Consider the following 24,138-nt stretch of genomic DNA (forward strand, 5'->3'; position numbering starts at 1 on the left):
TTACTGCAAGATGTATATGTGATACACAAATGAAATATACGAAGGCATGCCTATTCACCACTACGGTTCATCTTACTTGCTTGCATCTTACGCTTTCGATGCTTCTGCATAAAAAATATATCCTCAATCATCGGAGGCACTTCTACCAATGAAGTAAACGGTTTGTTGTCCGCAACCACCCTGACGAACATGCCACCTTCCTCTTGTCTAAAAAATATTAACTCACTTGGAGACAACTTTTCCCATTCTTCCATCGTCAATATACCTTCAAACACCTTCATCGGTGCTTCATTTAGCCAACGGCTTGCTGTTCCCTTAAAACCAATCCTTCCATTTTCCAACCAAACGATATGGTTTGCCACACCTTCCCATTCATTTAGTTCATGAACAGCCACCAATATAATGACATTCGGATTGAGTTGGCTTAGCAAGGAGATGACCCATTTGCGTTCATTTAAATCCATTCCATTCAAAGGCTCATCCAAAAAAAGAAAGGCTGGAGATGCTAAAAATGCTTGGGCGATAACTAATCTTCGCTTCACACCCTCGGACATATGCCTGATTTTCACATTTTCGTATTCTAGCAAGTGAAATTTGGTCAGCAGCGTTTTTATCCATTTCTTATCGGTAATTCCCTTTAACTCAGCAAAATACATTAACCATCTATCCGCGGTCATTTCCTCATACATTTGAATTTCAGAAGGAACATAACCGATTTGACTACGGATTAGCGGCAGATCAGCTTGTAAAGGGCGACCATGATAAGATATTTCCCCCTGTTGAAGTGAATCCACCGTAGCTAATAGCCGCAAGAAAGTGGTTTTGCCCGCCCCATTTTCGCCCACTAAAAGGGTAACGCCTGCCTGCAAATGCAGGTCAGGCACACTTAAAATCATCTCACCAATTTGTTGCTTTAAGTTTTTAACGCTTAGCACTAAGCTTCTCTCCCTTAGCCTACAACACTATTTTTATGAAAACTTTTGTTCGCTGTATACGAAAAGCTTTTCAATATTGCCAATACGATTAAAGCAATACCTAAGCCTAATAAAATATAGTTAACAAACATATCTTCACTCATATTTAGTCCAAGCGATTCGAGCCATAATGTAAGGCGGAAGCCATAGAGATCAGATTGTGATGTAACAAATATCCACATGATATAAATGACCGAGGAGGCTCCCAGTGCATACTTGCTTCCTTTATAAAACATGACAACCATGGAAATCCCACCAATTATCAATGAAATCCCTAACCATTGTAATATAAAGGGCCAAACAGGAAGTTCCATCTCATTGATTGCTGAGACGCGAATCGTTGCAATCACAGAGGAAACCGTTGCCCAGCCTAATATTAATCCAATAACGATTAGCATTCGGCAATAAATAACTAATACAGGTGGATAGGGCGTAATATTTTCTAACGCTGACATCCCGCGATCCCAAGAACGAAAGCTAAACAGCATCGACAAAATGATCAACAGCGGAATAATGAATGCAAACAGGTTTGTTAACCTTGAGCTACCAAAAAATGCATCTGGATCTGCGGGATCAACTAAAAAGATCAACATCATAAAAATGATCGTACATGCAGAGAGCAAATATTTTCGATTAAGTCTAAATTGATTTAAAAGCAACTGTGTAATGGAAGGAGGTTTAACCTGATTGTTGAAAACTAACTGAGGTGTATCCTCTGTGCCAAGGTCAGCCCGAAGCATATCAAACTCAACTTGTAATTTATGAATTAAAGCACTACTTTCTTCTTGAGTCGGAAACGATTTTACAGCATTACGAAGTGGTGTTCTCAAGCTTTCCTCTAAAGCCTCTAATTCCTCGTCATCCCATTCCTCTTCAGAAAATATCTTCATATCGGCGTGCCTCCTTTTCTGGATTTTCCTGCTGTGAATCTAAAATTCGTTTTAGTTTCCTTAATGCCCCATATAAATGGGATTTTACGAGACTCAGTGGCATTTCCTCAATTTCCGCAATTTCCTGTAGCTTTAGCTCATGAAAAAATCGTAAGCTAACAATTTGCCGCTGAATATCCGGTAATGTCTGCAAAATTGAGACCAACTGCGTATTCAACACTTCTTGTTCCATCATCGCTTGTGCATCTGGAGAAAGATCGATACTCTCAGGCATATTTTCTGGAGCAAGCTGCTCATTACGAAACAAAGAGGTGCGCCAAAAATCTCGACATAGATTAAGCGCCACCTTATATAACCAAGGACGAAGCTGGGCAAGCTCTCCATGCTTACGTAAATGGCGAATTAAACGCAGGAACGTTTCCTGTACAAAATCCTCTGCTTTGGAGCGATCATGAAGATGTCCTGTCAAAAAGCTCAATAGAGGGCCATGATATCTAGTTACCACTATTTCAAACGCCTCTTGATCACCTTGAGCCATTCGTTCTGTCAATATTTCATCTGAAATCATGTCATCCCCCTCTTACATTATTTTACTTATTACGCTTTAGCTTATTTACTCTTTAGCCTATTTACTCTTCGTCCTTACCAATCCAACGCTCCCGAAGTCCTGTCAACCATAAAGCGGTAACTAAAACTATGACAGTAAAGAGAAGCAAAGTAATTCGATTAGTTGTGAACCATGTATCCTGTTCTAATAAATTAGCATATAACGTAAACTTGCGAAGGAGTCCGCCACCGCTAAGTGTATCTAACGCCCATAACGAAAAACCAAAGAGCAAGCCACCGTATATTTTTTGAAATAATACCGTCCCCAATAGGACCAATGAAGCCATGAGCATGTATGCGGGTAGCCCTTGGATAAATAAAGCGAAGAAGGCATTTTCTGAAACTACCTTAGTTCCTTCCCCCCATGTATATATCCATGGCTCTAGTTTACCAAATTGCATGATATAGGCGATCATCCATATTATGTTAGCTATTGCGATATAGATGAGGGTGCCTAGCCATTTTCGGAAGGCGATCCACCATAATGAAACCGGGTAGGTGGCGATCATCTCCATCCCTCCACCCCCAAATTCACGGCCTAACAACACGGTCATTACCATAATAATGAGAGGAAACATCCCCATTTCAGCATAATAAAAGGTTAGTCTTGGTTTCGTCGGATCTGCGATAAAAATCGTCACTAGTAAGAAAATAAAGTAAGCCATTGTCCATAAAAACATAGGCTCCTTGACTAACCTCCATTGCATCCGCAGGGTAGTCCTCAATTGATGGCTTAAGGTGCTCATGGCGTAATCACCTGCTTCCATTTAGCTTGCCATGCCGCATAGGTGACAGGCTTATCTTTGGCTATAGCGGCGCCAGTCTCTTTGCTCGCATTTTCATAATGAGGCGGAATTTCTAAGCCTTGCTCATAATAATATTTCAGCAATGCTTTAACCTCATTAAGCTTCCCTTGATCAATCGCAGCGGCAACCTGCTCCCGCATTCGTAACCCTAACTCAGCCTGCTCCGTTTTTGAGCTATTATCTATAACCTCATTGACCATTCGAAAGTCACCCTGATAATTTAGAATTTCTTCATCGGATAATTTATACACTTCCCTAGAATAAACATACCAGATCAAGCCTCTGATTTTTGTCCTTACATCATTTTTAGGATTTTTTGTATAGGAGAAGCCTTGCTTGGACCCCAATATCATTTGATTTAATAAATAATTGCTTTCATTTTGTTCCCGATAAAGGACAGCTAAATCGCCTTCATTTATGGGCTCTATATAGCTTTGTTTATTTATAATTAGTGCTTTTGAAATATTATTTTTTAATGGACCTAGCCATGAAGTGAAATAATCATAGCCCGCTTTCCATGATTCTGCGATTGCTTCTGCCCTTCCTTTAGCATAAGGTGTCGTATATATAATTACAGGCAAGCCTGCCTCCTTTACGGTGATGAAATCAGCACCAAGCATACTTACATAAGGCAGGTTAGAACCGCTAAATTTCTGCTCACCTGCTATAGCCTGTTCTTCACTCAGGCCTGTGACAAGCTTATTGTCAAAGCCCTTCATGCTTATATTCCAGTCTGCAACATAATCAATTTTCCCACTGAAAAGGAAATAAGATTTTAAGTTTTCTTCTTTAGCATAAAGATTGTGTTGTCCTGCTAGCGGATACCATGCCATACTGTAGGGCAAAAATACATTTTTACCTTTTACAAAGGCAAATGTTCTAACTGGGCTTTTTTCGTTATAGGGGTAATCATAAACTTGACCAGAGTAGTTTAATTCCACCTGCATCATATTTTTGTTTGAAGTCTGAACTGGAATCGATATCCAATCAAGGTCACGTTTAAAGTCTACCTTTTCCCCCTCAATCATGACGGAATCCACCTGAAATACATGGTTTAACGTTAGCTTTAAATCACTTACCTTCCCAAGCTGCTTCGTAGGCACTTGTAGCCGTACCTTCATGTTTAATGTATCCTCTTGCTCCTTCACCACATCAATATCATAACGCTGTATTGCGAATGTAAACTTGGGTAAATCCTCTTTCCCGTCACTATACAATTGTGCATAGGTTTTTATATTGGGATGATTGACGATTTGTTGCACTTTATCTTGACGTTCCTCCCAGATCTGAGCATAGGGAATAAAGCATACACACGTTATGACAATGGCAAGTATACTTGCTGTAGCATTTATTTTTCTAAGCCGAGTTGGTCGCTTCAAATCAAGTAACATAATTGCAATCACTAACAACATCAGTGCAAAAGCAATAACAAACAGATTTGATGCCTTTATTTCATTAGGGATTAAATTATAGTTCCACAAATCGTTATCAAAATTGCTTGATACGTACAACTGACTAAGGTGAAACGTATTTAAGAAATAGAAATTAGTCCGTTCAATAATAAAGATTTGCATAAAAAACGTTCCAAACATCCATGTACAAAAACCAATTAAATAAATCACTCGATTCGGAATACACACCGCAAGTAGTATTGCTAACGCATACGTCACAAGATAAGACAGCTCATAACGAGTCATAAAATAGCTGACATGTTTCATATATAATGAAGGCTCGATGCCTATACGCTGAGAAGCAATCATATATACAATGCCTACAATTAGCGTAAAGATGGAGAAGTATAACATGCCCACAACATATTTGACGGTCACTCGCATTGCAAAAGAAATCGGCAAGCCTTCGATCCAATCATAGGACTGACGATACGTATCTCGTCTTATCGTAGCAATTCCCATAAATATGACTAAACCAAGGGTCAACGTATTTACCACACCATGATAGTTATAAGCTATCTGAAATAGATTATCGATTGGATCAGCATTAAATAACACATAGCTGTAAAATCCCGCAAAGATGAGTGGTAGAGTAAGCAACAAAGGATTGCGAAAAATCATAGCAAATTCATGACTAAATTGACGTTTCCATTTATACATAATTCTTCTCTCCTTGACCACGAAGCAAGGATAAATAACCATCCTCTAATGTAGGCGAAAGATACCTCACATTCATTCCTACAGGCGGCGTACCAATGACTCTGCATACCATATCCTCATCCTGTCTATGTGTAGAAATGACATTCATCGGATCAAGCAATGCAAACTGTTCTTGACTTACCGTTGCTTCCCATACTTTACCTTCACCATAACTCTGTAATTGCTTCAAATCTCCTGAAAATAATACATGCCCTTTATCGATCACCGCAGCTTGACGACAGTTACTTTCAATGTCCGCCACAATATGGGTAGACAATAGAACAACACGCCCAATACTAAAGCGAGTTAATAAATTACGAAAGCGAACGCGCTCCTCTGGATCAAGACCCGCTGTAGGCTCATCTACAATTAATATCTCTGGAGAGCCTAACAACGCCTGGGCGATGCCTAACCGTCTTTTCATCCCACCTGAGTAGGTCTTTACTTTCTTTTTTGCTTTATCTACAAGGTTTACTTGCTCTAGTAGCTTTGCAACCTCCGCTTTACGCGCTCTAATATCCTTCATGCCCTTCATTACCGCAACGTAATCTAAATAATCTTCCCCTGTAATTTGCGGATATACCTGAAATTGCTGAGGTAAATATCCAATCATTTTGCGAATTTCATCTGCTTTAGTTAATGGAATACCTTGAATAGTAGCGATTCCTGTCGTTGGAGATGCCAATGTAGCTAAAATCCGCATTAATGTAGATTTCCCTGCACCATTTGGCCCCAGCAAACCAATCATACCTTCGCTAAAAGTAAGATTTACATCCTGCAGAGCCCACTTGTTACCACGATATTTTTTGCTTAATCCTTCAATCTGTATCATAACGTTCCTCTTTCAACTTTTATTTTTAATTCACCTAGGTGTTGCTTCTGCTTATGTAACGGAAGGGTGTAGAAAAAGGTTATAAAATAAATTAAAAATTAAATATTGGCTGACAAGGATAGAGCTGGAAGGCTTCGCTCCAGAGCGTTCTTACGATCGCTGTTAAAACCAGATTCCTTATCATTGGTGTTTAATTGTTGGAATCTGGTTTTAAGAGGCGATCTTCAGAATCGTTCTGTCTCTACGCTAGTTTAGGCTGTTTGTCAGCCACTTATTTAAAGGGAACGCCATAAATGATAAAACCTTTATAGAACACAAAAAAACCTGTACTTTAACGAATAAGCTCGTCAGGTACAGGTTTCATTATTTCATTATTTATTAATAAAACTATATTAGCTTGTCATGATAGTAAGGGCGAGAACTCCTACTTTGATTAATATTAGTAACCAGCTTGTCCTTGCAAACCTTTTGCAATGGCCACACCAGCACTTGATCCTAGTCTAGTTGCGCCGTTCGCAATCATCGCTTCTGCATCCTCTAAGGAACGTACACCACCAGATGCTTTGACACCGATGTTAGGGCCTACAGTTTCTGCCATTAATTTCACTGCTTCTACTGTTGCACCACCTGTTGAAAAACCAGTAGAGGTTTTAACATAATCTGCGCCTGCTTTTACCGCACATTTACAAGCGGTTACGATTTCTTCTGGTGTTAGTAAGCAAGTTTCCAAAATAACCTTAACTAATGCTTTACCTTTTGCTGCTTCTACAACCTGAATCATATCGTTAGTTACCACTTCTAAATCACCAGCTTTAAGTGCACCAACATTTAATACCATGTCCACTTCGGTTGCGCCATCTTCGATCGCCTTTTTTACTTCAAATGCTTTCACTTCAGATGCTGAAGCACCTAAAGGAAAACCAATCACAGTACATACATTAACCTCTGTACCCTTTAATACCTCTGCTGCTGTGCTTACCCAAAATGGATTTACGCAAACCGAAGCAAATTTATATTGTTTAGCTTCCTCTGAAAGCTTAATAATATCCCCCTTTGTTGCCTCAGGCTTTAATAATGTATGATCGATTTTAGCTAAAATAGATTGGTTACTCATCGGATGATCCCTCTTTTATCATTTATTTGTCAAACCTTACGCCATATTTATGGCTTGAACAAAATCAGCTTTATCATGGCAACTTTCACTAGTATAACCAAAATAAAACCTGACTCCCCTCCTATTATAGTATAAAGAGAAGAATCAGGCATTATATAACACAATTTCGTTAGTTTATCGACTTTTTTTGTAAATTCTTTTGTATGCTGGACTTACGCCTAGAAAAAAGCTTTCAGTTGCTCAACTACTGCTGCTTCGCTATTTTCAATAACGACCTGATGTTGCTCTCTATCAAACAATTGGGCAATTTGTGCTGGGAATTGCTGTTCAATGCCAAGCAAGCTGATGGACTCATTAAATTTCGCAGGATGAGCTGTTGCAAATGTGATTGCTAGCTCACCTTCCTCTTGGAAGGTGTCTGTAGCAACGATCCCACAAGCAGTATGTGGGTCAAGTAAATATCCACTTTGCTTATTGTATTTATCAATCGCCGCAAGACATTGGTCATTGCTTACCCCTAGCGCTGCAAAATCAAGTCCTACCTGTGCTAGTAACTCATCACTAATTTTAATTTCACCATTCAGCTTAAAGTCATCCATCACTGCTTTCACCTGAGCCGCATCCTCATCTAACAAATAATATAAATAACGCTCAAAATTACTTGCCACCTGAATATCCATCGATGGGCTATGCGTAGCTTTAAAATCACCAGGCTTATATTCACCAGTGCGTACAAACCGCTCTAAAATATTATTTTCGTTCGTAGCAATGATTAGCTTGCCAATTGGTAGTCCCATCTTTTTAGCAAGGAAGCCAGAAAAGATGTTACCAAAGTTACCCGAAGGAACTGTCACGTTAATCTTTTTGCCAGCATCCGCTTCACTAAGCTGCAAATAAGCATAGAAGTAATAAACGGTTTGAGCTAAAATACGCACAAAGTTAATGGAGTTAATCGCACGTAGATGGTATTTACCTTTGAATTCTAGATCAGCGAATAGATCCTTAATGATTTTTTGACAATCATCAAAGTTTCCTTTCACAGATAAGTTTAGAACGTTACTATCGTCTACAGTAGTCATTTGTAGCTCTTGCACTTTACTTACCTTTTCATGTGGGTGCAAAATACAAATTTTAATGCCTTCCTTACCTCGTACCCCAGCAATCGCTGCCGCTCCAGTATCCCCAGATGTCGCCCCTAAAATATGAATAATTTCACCATGTTTTTTGGAGATATACGAATATAATTCACCTATAAACTGTAATGCCACATCTTTAAAGGCAAAGGTTGGTCCATGGAACAATTCAAGAATATAGGAAGTATCATTAAGCTTATGAAGAGGTGTCACCTCTGGTGTACGGAACGTGCTGTAGCTGGTCTCCACCATCTTCTTTAAATCCTCATAAGGAATTTCGTCATTTGTGTAGTAAGCAAATATTTTCAAAAATAGCTCCTGATAGCTAATTCCTCGCCAAGAAGACAACGTTTGCGCAGAAACAACAGGAATTTGCTCTGGAACCATTAAGCCGCCATCATCAGCAAGTCCCATTAAAACCGTATCAATAAAACCAACTGGTGCTACATTACCTCTTGTGCTTATAAATTTCATAATGGTTTCCTACCTCACTTCGATGAATTCATTTTTCTTATATTATCACTTCTACGTACTAAAGTGTGCACAAAATTAAAATTTGTCATAAAAAAATATCATTACTCGTTGATTTCACACTTAATTTTGGCTCAATCTTGAAATCATTGCTTGACACCAACCCAAACTAGCGAAGAGACAGAGAGATTCTGAAGGTTGTCTCTTAAAATCAAGTTCCACCCATAAATATACGTCAATAATAGGAAATTGATTTTAACAACAACCGCAAGAACTCTCTGGATCGTAGCAATCAGCCTCCAGTCATTGTCAAGTACTAATTTCTATTTTGAGCCAAGTTTAAAACTTTATTTCTTTATTATAGCTGAGAAGGTAGTTGGATAAACACACAAAATATTGTAATTGTGTCCTATTAGGGACATGTTGTTGTCTGTTATATTAATTATACAATTTAATTGTAAGCGCTTTATAAAAAATATATTGTTTAATTAAGGCTCAACCTCAAAATCAGTGCTTGACAATAGGCAAACGAAGCGGAGGAGCAGAGAGATGGTGGAAAAGCGATAGTGTTACAATCTTTCTGTAAGAAAGATACTTAGAGAGCATAAGCTACTTTAAAGTCACACTTTTATCATTTCAAGACAAGTTTTAAAAAAAGTGGGACTTTAACAGCGGTTGAAACCACTCTCTGCTTCGTAGCCTCCCACTCCAAAGATTGTCAAGCACTGATTACTATGTTGAGCCTGAAATAAAACTAATTTTTATTAAGAAAGGGGCTTTAATTACAGGATGTTCAAAATTACAAAATCATTTAGACTGTTGCTGATTACTTCAATTATCGTCGCTTTATTCCCGTTGAATATTGGCTCTACTGCCAAGGCGCTGGAGGAACGAGGTTATGAGGTCAATGCTGTTCCTGCTGACATTTTTGTAAAAAAGGTTGATGGGTTACGTTCAGATTTTATTAAAGGCGTAGATATATCCAGCATTTTGTCTTTAGAGCAAAGTGGCGTGAAATTTTATAATGAATCAGGACAACAGCAGGACATTTTTGCGACGTTAAAAGGCGCAGGCGTGAACTATGTACGGGTACGTGTGTGGAATGATCCCTTTGATGCAAATAAAAGAGGTTATGGTGGTGGAAACAATGATCTTAACGCAGCCATTGCTATTGGCAAAAGAGCAACAGCTCATGGAATGAAGCTGCTGGTTGATTTTCATTATTCTGATTTTTGGGCAGACCCTGCTAAGCAGCAAGCGCCAAAAGCATGGAAACAATTCAGCTTTGAGCAAAAACAGCAGGCTGTATATACGTATACAAAGTCAAGTCTACAACAAATGAAAAACGCTGGTATAAATATTGGCATGGTACAGATTGGCAATGAAAGTAATCAAGCTTTTATTGGGGAAAAAGAGTGGGATAAAATTAGTCGTTTGTTTAATAAAGGTAGTCAAGCTGTAAGGGAAATCGATCGCAATATTTTAGTTGCACTACATTTTACAAATCCAGAAACACCAGGGCGTTATGACTCCTATGCCAAAGCACTAAAAGTTAACAATGTAGATTATGATGTGTTTGCAAGCTCCTATTATCCTTTTTGGCATGGCACCTTAAATAACTTAACTGCGGTTTTAAAACAAGTTGCAAACCAATATGGCAAAAAAGTGATGGTTGCCGAAACCTCATACGTTTATACGAACAAAGACGGTGATGGACATCCAAACACAGCCCCTGCCAGCAGTGGTCAAACTCTGGACTATCCTATTAGTGTACAAGGTCAAGCAAACTCCTTACGAAATGTGATTGATGCGGTCGCTCAGGTGGGACAAGCAGGAATTGGTGTGTTTTATTGGGAACCTGCTTGGCTACCCGTAGGCCCTGCAAGTGATATTCAGCGTAATAAGCAGCTTTGGGAGCAATATGGCTCAGGTTGGGCAAGTAGTTATGCTAAGGAATATGATCCTCATGATGCAGGGAAATGGTTTGGGGGTAGTGCTGTCGATAATCAAGCGTTATTTGATTTTAATGGGCATCCTCTCCCCTCCTTAAATGTGTTCAAATATGTGGATACAGGTGCTGTCGCTCCTTTAAAAATAGATGCTGTACAACCGATTGAATTGTCCGTAAATGCGGGTGAACCCGTTGTATTACCAAGTGTCGTGACGGCCATCTATAATGACGGTAGCAAGGGAAACGTAGGCGTAAGCTGGGACCAGCAAGCGCTACAGCAAGCGATCCGAAAAGGGCAAGGTAGCTATATCATTAACGGCACAGTGACAGGTGGAATTACAGCACAAGCCAATCTAACGATCCAGTTGCAAAATTTAGTGAAAAACAGCAGCTTTGAGAATAACGATCGTAGCATGTGGAAAATCTCGTATGGTCAAGGCTTAGCTCCACATACAGATTATCAAAATAAAGCCTCTGATGCGAAATCGGGGAACTATTCCCTTCATTTTTATAGCGCACAAAAGGTTGACTTCACAGTGGAGCAGACAATCACGAACTTACAGCCCGGTTATTATCAGTTATCGATGAACATTCAAGGTGGCGATGCTAGCAACGCCAATATGAGGCTATTCGCTAAAAGTAAAACGCAAAAGCTAGAGTCTCCCACCAGTGTGAATGGTTGGGTTCAATGGAATACCCCTGTTATCAATAATATATATATTGAGGATGGAACTTTAACCATTGGTGCTTCAATTAAGGCAAATGGGGGCGCTTGGGGTACACTAGACGACTTCTCTTTAACCTATGTGCGTGGAGTTAATAGCAATTAAAGCTAAGTTTCGAGGAAAGCAGCAACGGTGCAGAGGGTGGCTTCGACCCCTCTTACGTCCTGATTTTCTTGAATTAGATATTTTAGTTTGGGTTAGCGGTCAAGCTCTGATTTCAAAATTGAGCCTAAAATTATTTATCCCATTTAAACATGAATTGATATAAACACAAAAAACCCGAACTCTCCAACGAAAGTTTTAAAAATTTTCGTGGGTAGTTCGGGTTTTTTTTTATTACGCAACCTACTATAAAGTATCTTTAGGTTACATATGCTATTATTCCGCCTTTAATCTAAACCATGTGCTATAGAAATCTCTTTGCACCTCATCAATAATAAGTCCAGCCTGCATGAGGCGATCCCCACCAAGCAACTGTCCATCATAACGTTTAACCCGATTTTCTAGGCCCTCTACAGCTACAAGCTTGTAGTTAAGACTAGGATCAAGTCCTTCTAAATGCACTCTGCGACGAATGGAGTTTGGCTGTGCCAACACGCGGAAATAAAACACGATTGCTTCCTGTTTATCCTCCGAGACAAACATCCATGCAGTTTCATTACCTTCAAACGGACTTTTTAGACGATATAAATCTCCTTGTTGAACAAGGCTATTGATTTCCTTGTATTGTGCAACCTGTAGCTTGATCGCTTCCTTCTCTTCCTCAGACAACGCCGTCAAATCTAGCTCATAACCAAAGTTGCCAGACATCGCAACGTCACCACGGAATGTTATTGGACTAACACGCCCTACCTGATGATTTGGGGATGCCGACACATGCGCGCCGATCGAACTCGCAGGGTAGACAAGGCTTGTGCCATATTGAATTTTTAGACGTTCAACCCCATCTGAATCATCACTTGTCCAAGTCTGTGGCATGTAATACAGCATACCAGGGTCAAAACGACCGCCACCACTAGAGCAGCACTCAAACAAGATGTGCGGGAATTCAGACGTAATTTGTTCTAGCAACTCATATAAACCAAGTACATAGCGATGCGCAATTTCCGTTTGTTTATGAGGTGGGCAATCAGCTGAACCAATTTCAGTTAAATTACGGTTCATGTCCCACTTCACATAAGAGATCGGTACAGTTGAGAAAATTTGATGCAAGGATTGATAAATATAGTCTCTGACTTCCTTACGACTGTAATCTAGCACAAGCTGCCATCTGAATTCTGTCCGGCGACGATCTGGGACATGCAGACACCAATCTGGATGTGCACGATACAAATCACTATCTGGTGAAATCATTTCTGGCTCTACCCATAACCCAAACTTCATATTTACGTCGTTAATTCTTTCTGCTAATTTATTTAGACCATTGGGCAACTTACTTGGATTGACTGTCCAATCTCCTAAAGAGCTGTTATCCGAGTTACGCGAACCAAACCAGCCATCATCAAGCACAAACAACTCTATCCCTAGCTTGGATGCCTCTGTGGCAATATCCACTAGCTTTTCTTCGGTAAAGTCAAAATAAGTGGCTTCCCAATTGTTTACGAGAATAGGTCTCGTAGTGTCTCGGTATTGTCCCCGGCATAATCTAGTACGATATAACCGGTGATAGATTCTAGACATTTCACCTAAGCCTTGACTGGAATAAACCATGACAACCTCAGGCGTTTCAAACTCAGCACCTTCCTCTAATACGTATCCAAAATCAAAGGAATTGATCCCCATAGCAAAGCGAATGGATTGGAACGAGTCTTTTTCCGCTCTTGCTTCAAAATTACCACTATACACAAAACTAAAGCCATATACTTCTCCTCGGCGCTCATCCGCATCTGGACTCACTAATGCTGCAAATGGATTTAACTGATGACTACTTACCCCTCTGCGACTCTCAATGACATTTGCTCCCTCTTTAACCGCATTGCGAGTTAATTGTGCTTCTCTTCCCCATGCCCCTGAGAGATAGACCATATCCATATCCCCTGCTGGGAAATCAACGGACATGCTTAACGCCTGCTGTAGCACTAAGCTTGCTTTGCCATTATTCACGATACGGGTATAACGTGTAATGGCATCACCTTGCTTAAATAACGTATAAACGAGGGTAACCTGTAACCCTGAATAAGCATCCTCTAAGTGAAGCTCTAACGTATCCGCCTCATTCTCTTTTTCTACATACACTCCTGGTAAAACACCTGATTTTTGCTTCCCTGCTGAGAGGGTGTACGACTTATATTTTAGCTCCGTAATTCTTGTACCGTCTTCAAGCTTCACTTGGTAAGCCGGATAACGGAAATCACCAGTTCCATATTGAGGATATTCCTGTGGTAAACGATCCAGCCCTGTGTGCTTATCACAATCCGCAAGCTGGCTTAGATCGGCATCATTACGTAAGCGCTTACCCCAATATGCGTGAACAGGAGTATCGTTCAAAATTTGAATCACATAGCTCATGCTTTCGCCTTGCAAATGAAATAAACCTTCAGTTGGTTGTACAATAATCGCCATCTTTTAAATCTCCTCTCGTTATATCTCTTCCTTCATTTTATTTGCTTTACCCACACTTATCAACATCTTTATTAACCAATTAACATAATTATTAATCTAACTTCATTTATAGAGAGAGACAAGGGAGTAATGGCAAAAGCATAAAAGAATACAATTAATCATAATTGACTCCATTTCTTGATGTTAGGTTTCTGCATATACTCTCTGTAAACGCTAACAAAATAACAAACTAACAAAGGGGACAGATAAAATGAATAAAAGGCAATTTAAAAAATATGGGTTACTAGCATTTGTGTTAATTTTCATTTGTTCGCTCTTGCTAACTGCGTGTGATACTTCGTCAACAACCTCTCCTGCTAACTCCAACTCCAATCCAGCTAATAAGTCCAATGCCACTAGTGAGCTAAGTGGTTCCATCACCTTCCTTACGAACCGTACAGATATGATTGGAAAAGAATATGACGACTATTTAAAACGCTTTAACGAGAAATACCCTAATGTGCAAATTGAATTTGAGGCATCCCAGACGGACTATAACCAGCAGGTAAAGGTTCGTATGGCCAGTGGAGAATTACCTGATGTGTTGTTCATCCCCAATATTCCGAACTCTGATCTTCCTAAATACTTTGCCCCACTAGATGACCTAGGTTTAAATGATCAGATCACGTTTAAAGACTTCCGCTCCTTTGACAATAAAGTGTATGGCATTGCTACAGGGAGTGCGACCGCAGGCATTGTATACAACAAAAAGGCGTTTGCTGATGCAGGGATCACTGCTATTCCGAAAACATGGGATGAGTTTCTTGCCGCGTGTGAGAAGCTGAAGCAAAACAATGTCATCCCCCTTGCCTCCAACTTTAAGGATAAATGGCCGCTAAATACATGGGCTTATGACACGCCACGTCTCATTGAAAATAATGCAGATTTTCCAAATACAAAGCTTAAAACAGATACGCCCTTCACGTTAGATAACGGGTATGGCAAATCCTTTTCACTATTAAAGGAGCTGAATGAAAAGGGATATTTGGAGCCAGATATTAACTCTACGAATTGGGAGCAATCGAAAAAGGATATCGCGCAAGGAAAAATGGGGATGTACTATTTAGGCAACTGGGTTATTAATCAGATCATCGGTGCAGGTACAACCTCTGACAATGTTGGATTTTTCCCATTACCGTATGACAATTCGGGTGAGCTTCATGCTGGATTAAGTCCTGACTTTTTTTATGCCGTTGCTAAGGATGGTAAAAATGTAGAAGCGGCAAAGGCGTTTGTAAAATGGATGTTAGAGGATTCTGGGTATGAGGACTTTGCAGGTTTTATTCCCCCGCTTAAGGATCGTCAATCCAAACTACCTCAGCTTGTAGAGTTTCAGTCTACAGGAGTAAAGCTCCAGGAGGGACTTACGGATGATGCGGCGGTAACTGAAATCTCAAACAAAGCACAAATCGACTTACCTGCCATTATTCAGGAGTTTGTGCTTGCTAAGGATCCTCAAGCAGTACTTGATAAGTGGAATGCAGCTTGGGCGAAGGCGAAAAAGGATTTAGGCTACTAATCTAAGTAGAGGAGGACAGCTATATCACTGTCAACTAGCTACTTAGAAAGGAGGGGCTTCATGTTTGGACATCTTTCTTACAATAAACAAAAGCTACTCATTATCGTTTCCTTTTTAATTATCCCATTGTCACTACTCCTTCTGCTCACCTATTACCCTGCCACAAAGCTAATTTACTATAGCTTCACGAATTGGGATGGCTATAGTCCTGATAAGCCTTGGGTGGGCTTAGCCAATTACAGAGAGGTGTTTGAAAACCCCGATATATTTCGGGTGTTCCGCCATAATTTTGCGTATTTTGTAATGGGTATCATTCAAAATATCGTTGCCATTTACTTTGCAATTGTGCTGAACAGCAAGCTACGAGGACGTAACTTTTTCCGTACGATGTTATTTCTTCCCTATATTATGAACGGCGTAGCGGTCGCCTTTATGTTTGGTTATGTATTTGATACGACAAATGGCTCACTAAATTTATTTTTAAACAGCTTGGGGTTAACACAGCTTTCTCAGACAAGTTGGTTAGGGACAGAAGGACTCGTCAACTATGCTCTTGCTTCCACTGGATTTTGGCGGTTTATGGGGTACAACATGGTTATATATTTAGCGTCTCTACAGGCGATTCCGCGTGATATATATGAAGCGGCAAAAATTGATGGTGCAGGTGCTTTCCAGACGTTAGGACGAATTACGTTACCTAATATTAAACCAGTAATTCAGCTGAATTTATTTTTAACCATTACTGGTGCATTAGAAGTATTTGATTTGCCTTTTGTACTTACCAAGGGCGGTCCTGCGGGTGCGTCACAAACGTATGTACAGCGTGTCATCGATACTGCATTTGCCTATAACAACTATGGGTTAGCCTCCGCAATGAGTATTATTTTGCTCATATTTGTGATCGCCATTCTTTTAATCCAGCAATGGGTGCTTAGTCGAGGGGGGAAGGAGGCATGAGCATGAACAGCGTTATGAAGAGCTACTTAAAGACGAGCGTAAAATATATTTCTTTATTTTTTGGCGTGTTTGTTGTCCTCTTCCCTCCTTATGTCGTCATCATGAATGCTTTTAAATCAACAACGGAGTTCAACACGTCAAGCACGATGGCATTACCTCAAAGTTTTTTTAATATGGAAAATTTCCAGGTTGTATTTGAGCGTGGTCGTTTACTTAGTGGATTTGCCAACATCCTCCTCATTATCATCGTGGTGTTATGCTTAAATATTTTGTTTGGGACCATGGTCGCTTATGTGCTAGGCAGGTTTAAATTTCGAGGCAAAAAGCTTGTGTTTGGCGCCTACATTGTAGCCACTGTCATTCCAAGCATTACGACTCAGGTTGCAACCTTTGGCATTATTAAAGGCTTGGGCTTATATAATACATTAGGAGCACCAATTATTTTGTATGTGGGAGCAGATGTAATTCAGATTATTTTGTACCTTCAGTTTATTCGCAACATCCCTATCGATTTAGATGAATGTGCTATGGTCGAAGGGGCTTCATTATTCAAAATTTATCGCTCAGTCATCTTCCCACTTCTAACTCCAGCTACAGCCACACTCGTCATTTTAAAAACGATCAGCATTTACAATGACATGTACATTCCATATCTGTATATGCCCAAGCAAAGCTTAGGTGTAGTGACAACGGTACTGATGCGCTTCCAAGGGGTAAACACTGCGGATTGGAACTTGATATGTGCTGCCATTTTATTGATTTTATTGCCTACTGTTATTTTGTATTTATTCCTCCAACGCTATATTTTTGAGGGTGTGACCAGTGGTGCGGTGAAGTAAGATCTCTTGTTACCATACCCTATCTAAGTTGTGTAGAACGTGAGGGTAGAGATCGTTAGGTGGATGGATAGATAAATGAACACGAAAGGATAATACAATGAAGTTTATCGACTTGCTGCGTGGCGGTTGGCTAAAGCTAGCGAATTTGTCCATGCAGCAAAAGTTAATTTTGCTATTTGTGTTTCTTATTTCAGTACCTATTACTTATGTCAGCTACTTGTCCTCCCGGTCTACCATGGAGGTAATTCGGCAAAATGCGGTCAACAGTGCGTTTCAAGTAAACAAAGATCAAACCGCTGTGCTTGATAACTACATTGCAGATTTAAAACGATATTCAACGTTACCTCTATACCATGCAAATGTGCAGCAACACCTAGCAAATCCCGAAGCAAGTTGGGACAAAAGCAATGATTTACATATGTTTCTGAGCTTTTTAAACCATAGTAAGGAGGAAATCTCTGCGGTTTATTTAGTAGACCAAGCAGGGGCTATTTTTTATGATAACAAGCCGGGAATTCATACGTTGTATCCAGAAAAAAGGCTCGGGTCTTGGCGGGAATTAAGTCAGCAGAATGGTGTTAATTCTGTTGTCACAGGTAAAAGTGAGATTGTGATGGATGGCTCCGATCCAAAACATAGACAAGTATTTAGTGTACTCCGAACGATCCAATCCGCCAGCGCCTTACAAAACATAGGCATCATCGTGATCGACGTTAATCTATCCTTGCTAGAGCATGTTGTCACTGCACTGGAAGGGACGACCCAAGGCCATGCATTAATTGTAGATCAAAACGGGCAACCGATTTATGGAGACAAGCTTGCTAGCTATGAAGCTTATCAATATAAACGATCAATCATTACCACATCCCCCTCTCCCCTTTCTGGGCAGCTTGGGGTTCTTGGGAACCTAGAGAATCTAGAGAATGTCGGGAATGTAGGAAATGTGGAGGATCATGCCTCTGGGCATTTTGAATTTGTTGATACCCAAGGGGTCGAGCAGCTGGCAGTCTACGATACCTCTGTACAAACGGGCTGGACCAGCATCGTTACGATTCCTTTAAGCCAACTGATGGCACCAATGAAAAGTAACCGCAACACATTAATGTTAACTACATTAATTATTATTTCTTTTGCGCTTGGTGTAGCAACTCTACTCTCGTTTGCACTTACTTCACCACTTAAAGCTTTAGTGAGGCTCATGCGCCAAGTTCAACATGGAAATTTAAATGTATCCCTAACCCCTAAATACAATGATGAGATTGGAATCATCGCCAGTCACTTCAATATTATGCTTATACGGATTAAAGAGCTAATTCAAGAAGTTTCCCAGACAGAGGAACGCAAGCGGCGAGCGGATTTACACGCACTTCAAAATCAAATTAATCCCCATTTTATTTACAACACCTTAGAATCTATTCGAATGCTCGCTGAAGGCAGTGATGAACCTCGAATTGCCAAAATAACTTACTTACTTGGATCACAAATGCGTTATGGTATTGTCCATAGCGATGAATTAGTGACCATTCAACAAGAGCTTGAGCATATTCAAAATTACGTTGACCTGTTAACGATCCGTTTTCCGCACAAATTTTCACTTAAGCTTCATATTCCAGATGAATTGTTACAGATGCCTATGATTAAGCTTGTGTTTCAGCCTATTGTTGAAAATGCCATATTTCATGGTTTTAACGACAAGGCACACGGTGGTTTAATAACGATCTCAGGTTATAAGGAGGAAAATACCGTACAATTTAAAATTACCGATAATGGCTGTGGCATGAATCCAGATACGTTAAACACTCTGCGTCATTCACTTGATCAAACATTTCGTCACTCACTTCATTCACATGATCACTCATTTCATCACACTTCTCACGGAGTTCATCACACAGTTGATCATCTCTTACAGTCACAGCCATTGCCCTCTTCTTCTCATTTCAGTATGGGTCTACGTAACGTCAGTGAGAGGCTTACACTACATTATGGACATACTTCTACGCTCCAAATAGACAGCGAGCTTAACCATGGTACTACCGTAACGATCACCATTCAAAGCTAAGCATGCTTAGCAAAAGTTAAATATCGTAACCCGAGCTTAGCCATGCCTGTCATAGCTTAGTTTAATTTTAAAGGAGGTGCTCTAACTTGCTACGCATAGTTATTGTGGATGATGAGGTGCTGATTAGAGAAGGATTAGCAAAAATGATTCAAAAAGAAAATCCCACGTTTCACATTGTTGGACTATTTGCGGACGGTCAAGATGTGCTAGAAGCACTTCCTAACCTCGGCGTAGATGTCGTTATTACAGATATTCGAATGCCCATGCTAGGTGGATTGCCTTTAATCAAAGAGCTTCAAAATCATTACCCACATATTCGCTCGATCCTGATGAGTGGTTATGTTGACTTTGGTTATGCCCAAGAGGCAATCCGCTGTAGTGCTGTAGACTATTTACTAAAACCTATAAATAAAGAGCAGTTATTTGAATTGTTATATCGTCTCCAGCAAGAGCAACAAACTAAGCTTAACCAAGTAAAGGAACAACGTATTTTATTGCTAAGTGCGCTGTTGTCGCAAGAAGAGAATAAGGATAAGCAAATAGTGGGGGTTCCCTTTCCACATTCATTTTTTGTTCCCTTTATATTAAAAAGTAATGAAGCACGTCATTTACAGTATTGTGCAAGTCGGCTTCAACAACTTCAAGTACAGCTAACCAATTGTACGTCTCAATCTGAGTTAGTTATGGGGATCGAACTGGACCTATTATGGCGTGATCAGGCTTATCAAGGTTGGATAATCTATTTCACTCAACCACCTTCACCTGAGCAGCTAGATGGAATCGGGAGACAACTGTTAGCTTATGCGGAGCAAGAAAGCTTTCCGTTACATATTGGAAGTGGTGGACTGTGCGTAAATCTGACTCAACTACAATCAGCCTTTAATATTGCCCGTTACACCTGTGATCAAGGTTTATACAGCAATCGTATTCATTATTTCAGCCATTCCCTCTCTCCCCCTTGCTTGACAAAAATAAAGAAAAGGCAACCAGAAGCCTATCCTCAGCTTATAAATGATTTAAAAATTTTAAATACAACGTCACTCCAACATTGGCTTATACAAAACTTCACCAATATTAAGGAGCAACAAGGGGGACTATCACATATTTATGATTTATGCTGCCTTATCTCAAGCAAAATCGAGCATGAAGTAGACGAATGGACAACTTTCTTCCATGACCAAATATTGCAACAATTACAAAGCGATTTGTATCTATTTTTTCGCTATGATGAGCTTGTGAGTTATGTTGTGGATATCTTTCTGTCCAAGCTGGAGCTCATTCGTGCAGATCGGTTAGCAAGCTTAGCTTCGGCTACGCTTACAATTAAACAATATATCCATGAGCATTATGCTGAGCAGATTGATTTAAACGCTTTAGCCGCCATCGTTTATTTAACACCTACCTATGTAAGCAAGCTCTTTAAGCAGGAAACAGGGCATACGATTACAGATTATTTGACAGATGTACGCCTACAACATGCCAAGCGACTACTCACTCAACAACCACATTTAAAAGTACAGGAAATTAGCGAACAAGTTGGTTATGCAGATGTAGCTTATTTCCATAAGCTGTTTAAGCGGACAATCGGGATTACACCGTCTCAATTCAAAAAAATTACACATAGCACTATACAAGCTTGACTTCACCCTTGGGGAGTAGATTATCGTGGAAGGCAAAAGGAGTGAGATATACCTAAGTTAGTTAGGAAATTTAAAAGGAGGGAAAATGCCCTCCCTCCTTTATTCATATCAGCATACCAATTATTGGCTAGCAATACATATTTAATACAAAAAGCATCACTACTACGTTTTATTCATACAGGCTAGAGATATCCACATTTTCCGGCAGCTTAAATGGATTATCTTTATTAATATGATCGTAAAACATAATCCCGTTAAGATGATCTAGCTCATGCTGCATCACGATTGCATCAAATCCTTTAAATTTCAAAGTTAACTCTGTCCCTTGATGATTATAAGCTTTAAGCTGAACACGTTCGTAACGAGGAACATAACCTTGGATGGCTCGATCAACGGACAAGCAGCCTTCACTTTCAGGCATATAAATCATCGCAGTGGAATGACTAACAATTTTGGGATTGTACAAGGCATATTCAACATCATTACCATGCTTATCTGTAAGAAGTGCCGCAAACATTCTTTTATTGAGTCCAATTTGATTCGCTGAAAGCCCAACACCTGCACGTAGCTTATATTTTTTACCGATGACTGGATCTTGACTATTTTTAAGAAATTGCATCATACAGCCCATCTCTTCACGGTCTTCTTTTGAAGGCGGGATGTTCACAGGTTCGGTTACAGTACGGAGAATCGGATCGCCCTCTCTAATAATATCATCCATCTTTATCATATAATTTTTAACAAATTTACTCATAACCTTGTTGCCATCCACCTTTATCACAATATTTATACTGACATCTTACCACACAACAATAGTTCAATTAACTTAGTTAATGAAGTAAAATAGTTTGATTCTGATCGATATACAAATCCAATTTCTAATTTTCGGTAAGCTTCAGGTAAGGAGTGACAGGAAATTCTTTTTGCTTGCTCGGCAGCCTTTACTGCTGAATAGGGCAACAAAGATATCCCTAAGCCTGCGGACACACTATTAACAATGACCTCCATCGTACCAAAGGGCTTCATTTCAAAATGATGGATATGAAAATCACGCAAAAGCTGTTCCACTCTCTCCTGATGTGTACAGCCCACTTCAAAAAACAACATCGGCAATGAAAGCAAGCTATCCAAGCTGTCTGATCTATCTAACTCCGATATTAATACAAGCTCATCTTCAAATAAAGGATGATAATTTAGTTGTTGTTCCTGCACCTCACCATATATAAAAGCACCCTGTAGTTCCCCTAACCTTACTTTTTGTAAAAGCTCATGTGTACTTCCTGTAGTGAGTATCACCTGCACATTTGGAAAATCAGCTTGATATGTTTTAAGTATAGGGAGTAGATATGGAGAAACCGCCGTTTCAATACTTCCTAGCTTTAAGGAACCCGCGGCAGAATCAGAATACTTTATTTTGTTATAGGCTTCCTCAAGTAACATGATGATCTGATCAGCATAGGTAAGTAAGTCTTCACCAGCAGGGGTTAAGCTCATTCCTCGGTTACTTCTATAAAAAAGCGGAATACCTAACTCTGTCTCTAACGCTTGAATACGAGTGGTCACATTAGACTGGACATAATTTAGCATCTGTGCCGCTTTTGTAATGCTGCCCGCTTTTGCCACAGCCTGAAAAATTTTTAGATCACTGCTTTCCAATGCTTCCGCCTCCTATGCTCAATACTCCATTTAATGGACTTACTCAACTTACTCGACTTACTGACTTTTCTACTATCGTTTTTTATGATACTGACCTTCTCATTTATTCATTTTACCAAGCTGTTAGAGATGTATACAATGGGGTTCATATACTTCAACATTTAGGAGGATCATTCATGAAGGCGATTATACATGAGGGTGAACAAGGAGTAAACGGTTTGCAATATAAACACCATTATATAGGACAGCAAGACAAGCCTCCAAAAAAAGGACAGGTTAAAATTAAGCTAAAAACAGCAGGTCTTAATCATCGAGACTTATTTTTAATGGCGGCACGTTCAAAACAAGATGCCCCCTTTATACTTGGTTCAGATGGCGCAGGCATCATTGAAGAGATTGGTGAAGGTGTAACGGGTCTATCCAAAGGAACAGAAGTTATCATTAACCCTACTCTTGGTTGGGACAAAACAGATGAAGTGCCTGTTGTACCTGAAATATTAGGCGGGCCTACAGATGGAACCTTTGCGGAGTATGTCATTATACCAGAGCAAAATGCAGTAGCTAAGCCAGGTTACTTATCATGGGAAGAAGCGGGTGCTTTATCCTTATCGGCACTTACCGCCTATCGTGCATTATTTACGAGAGGGACCCTTCAAGCAGGGCAACATGTGTTGATCCCAGGCATTGGAGGGGGAGTTGCCACCTTTGCAGCTTTAATGGCATCTGCGATAGGAGCAAAGGTCACGGTGACGTCAAGAAGCGAGGCGAAACGTAAACAAGCTCTTGAACTTCCGATTACAAAGGTTATAGATAGCAATAGCCACTGGCACGATGAACTACAGGATGAACCTGTTGACCTCATCTTAGATAGCATTGGCCCAGCTACATTTAATCAATATTTCGACGTACTCAAGCCAAATGGAAAAATTGTCATGTTTGGCGCTAGCTCAGGAGATGACATTACAATTCCAGCCAGAGCGATCTTTTTCCCGCAAATTCAATTGATGGGTACCTCCATGGGCAGCCATGAGGAATTTGTCGCTATGCTACAGTTTATGGAGCAACACAAGATTCATCCTATCGTGGACAGTGTGTATTCTTTAGAAGACACCACTCTTGCCTTCCAGCGTATGGAGCGTAGCGAGCAGCTTGGTAATATTGTTCTAAAAATTAGCTAACTCATTTAGATACGTATAATTCAGGCTCTATTTAGAA

General features: G+C 39.9%; 18 protein-coding genes. 7 read left to right on the plus strand and 11 right to left on the minus strand.

From position 1 onward, the window contains the following. Positions 1–50: 50 nt before the first annotated feature. The 8 genes from J2Z32_RS15080 to thrC all read right to left on the minus strand — a co-directional run bounded on the left by J2Z32_RS15080 (position 51) and on the right by thrC (position 8,979). Entirely contained in the window at positions 51–935 is an 885-nt protein-coding gene (locus tag J2Z32_RS15080; protein ID WP_210090015.1) for an ATP-binding cassette domain-containing protein, read from the minus strand. 14 nt (positions 936–949) lie between these two features. Further along, positions 950–1,864 (minus strand): ABC-2 transporter permease, encoded by a 915-nt coding sequence (locus J2Z32_RS15085; protein ID WP_210090016.1) that lies wholly within the window; start codon positions 1,862–1,864, stop codon positions 950–952. Then, complete coding sequence (locus tag J2Z32_RS15090; protein WP_210090017.1) at positions 1,848–2,432, minus strand: RNA polymerase sigma factor; 585 nt, start codon at positions 2,430–2,432, stop codon at positions 1,848–1,850. Before J2Z32_RS15090 ends, J2Z32_RS15085 begins: the two co-directional genes overlap by 17 nt. A 61-nt stretch (positions 2,433–2,493) precedes the next feature. Further along, a complete protein-coding gene (locus J2Z32_RS15095) occupies positions 2,494–3,216 on the minus strand; it encodes a hypothetical protein (protein ID WP_210090018.1) in 723 nt (240 codons plus the stop codon). After that, on the minus strand, positions 3,213–5,387 hold the full coding sequence (locus tag J2Z32_RS15100; protein WP_210090019.1) for an ABC transporter permease: 2,175 nt from the start codon (positions 5,385–5,387) through the stop codon (positions 3,213–3,215). Before J2Z32_RS15100 ends, J2Z32_RS15095 begins: the two co-directional genes overlap by 4 nt. Continuing rightward, a complete protein-coding gene (locus J2Z32_RS15105) occupies positions 5,380–6,258 on the minus strand; it encodes an ABC transporter ATP-binding protein (protein WP_210090020.1) in 879 nt (292 codons plus the stop codon). Before J2Z32_RS15105 ends, J2Z32_RS15100 begins: the two co-directional genes overlap by 8 nt. 439 nt (positions 6,259–6,697) lie before the next feature. Next, complete coding sequence (gene deoC / locus J2Z32_RS15110) at positions 6,698–7,372, minus strand: deoxyribose-phosphate aldolase (protein ID WP_210090021.1); 675 nt, start codon at positions 7,370–7,372, stop codon at positions 6,698–6,700. 218 nt (positions 7,373–7,590) lie between these two features. After that, positions 7,591–8,979, minus strand: a complete 1,389-nt coding sequence (gene thrC, locus J2Z32_RS15115; RefSeq protein ID WP_210090022.1) for a threonine synthase — start codon at positions 8,977–8,979, stop codon at positions 7,591–7,593. A gap of 786 nt (positions 8,980–9,765) precedes the next feature. On the opposite strand from thrC, the gene J2Z32_RS15120 reads away from it, so the two are divergent. Continuing rightward, positions 9,766–11,757 carry a glycosyl hydrolase 53 family protein gene (locus tag J2Z32_RS15120; protein WP_210090023.1) on the plus strand — a complete coding sequence of 664 codons (1,992 nt, stop codon included), beginning with the start codon at positions 9,766–9,768 and terminating at the stop codon, positions 11,755–11,757. Positions 11,758–12,030: 273 nt separating this feature from the next. Here the strand turns inward: J2Z32_RS15120 and J2Z32_RS15125 are convergent, their stop codons facing one another. After that, positions 12,031–14,214 (minus strand): alpha-galactosidase, encoded by a 2,184-nt coding sequence (locus J2Z32_RS15125; protein ID WP_210090024.1) that lies wholly within the window; start codon positions 14,212–14,214, stop codon positions 12,031–12,033. Positions 14,215–14,464: 250 nt separating this feature from the next. Here J2Z32_RS15125 and J2Z32_RS15130 point away from each other — a divergent pair, with 250 nt between their 5' ends. The 5 genes from J2Z32_RS15130 (at position 14,465) to J2Z32_RS15150 (ending at position 21,267) form a co-directional block, all read left to right on the plus strand. Continuing rightward, complete coding sequence (locus J2Z32_RS15130; RefSeq protein ID WP_210090025.1) at positions 14,465–15,772, plus strand: ABC transporter substrate-binding protein; 1,308 nt, start codon at positions 14,465–14,467, stop codon at positions 15,770–15,772. A gap of 60 nt (positions 15,773–15,832) precedes the next feature. After that, the gene (locus tag J2Z32_RS15135; RefSeq protein ID WP_210090026.1) at positions 15,833–16,729 is read left to right on the plus strand and encodes a carbohydrate ABC transporter permease; all 897 of its coding nucleotides are present in this window, start codon (positions 15,833–15,835) and stop codon (positions 16,727–16,729) included. A 2-nt stretch (positions 16,730–16,731) separates the two neighbouring features. After that, positions 16,732–17,568: a carbohydrate ABC transporter permease gene (locus J2Z32_RS15140; protein WP_425343009.1), complete on the plus strand. Its 837-nt coding sequence runs from the start codon at positions 16,732–16,734 to the stop codon at positions 17,566–17,568. Positions 17,569–17,665: 97 nt separating this feature from the next. Continuing rightward, entirely contained in the window at positions 17,666–19,627 is a 1,962-nt protein-coding gene (locus J2Z32_RS15145; protein WP_210090027.1) for a cache domain-containing sensor histidine kinase, read from the plus strand. Between the two features lie 86 nt (positions 19,628–19,713). Then, a complete protein-coding gene (locus tag J2Z32_RS15150) occupies positions 19,714–21,267 on the plus strand; it encodes a response regulator (RefSeq protein WP_210090028.1) in 1,554 nt (517 codons plus the stop codon). A 169-nt stretch (positions 21,268–21,436) separates the two neighbouring features. On the opposite strand, the gene def is transcribed toward J2Z32_RS15150, so the two are convergent. Then, a complete protein-coding gene (def, locus tag J2Z32_RS15155; protein WP_210090029.1) occupies positions 21,437–22,021 on the minus strand; it encodes a peptide deformylase in 585 nt (194 codons plus the stop codon). A gap of 32 nt (positions 22,022–22,053) precedes the next feature. After that, complete coding sequence (locus J2Z32_RS15160; RefSeq protein WP_210090030.1) at positions 22,054–22,923, minus strand: LysR family transcriptional regulator; 870 nt, start codon at positions 22,921–22,923, stop codon at positions 22,054–22,056. Between the two features lie 176 nt (positions 22,924–23,099). On the opposite strand from J2Z32_RS15160, the gene J2Z32_RS15165 reads away from it, so the two are divergent. Next, positions 23,100–24,101 carry a quinone oxidoreductase family protein gene (locus tag J2Z32_RS15165; RefSeq protein ID WP_210090031.1) on the plus strand — a complete coding sequence of 334 codons (1,002 nt, stop codon included), beginning with the start codon at positions 23,100–23,102 and terminating at the stop codon, positions 24,099–24,101. Positions 24,102–24,138 lie beyond the last annotated feature (37 nt).

The sequence above is a fragment of the Paenibacillus turicensis genome, from assembly GCF_017873435.1.
Classification (GTDB): Bacteria; Bacillota; Bacilli; order Paenibacillales; family Paenibacillaceae; genus Fontibacillus; species Fontibacillus turicensis.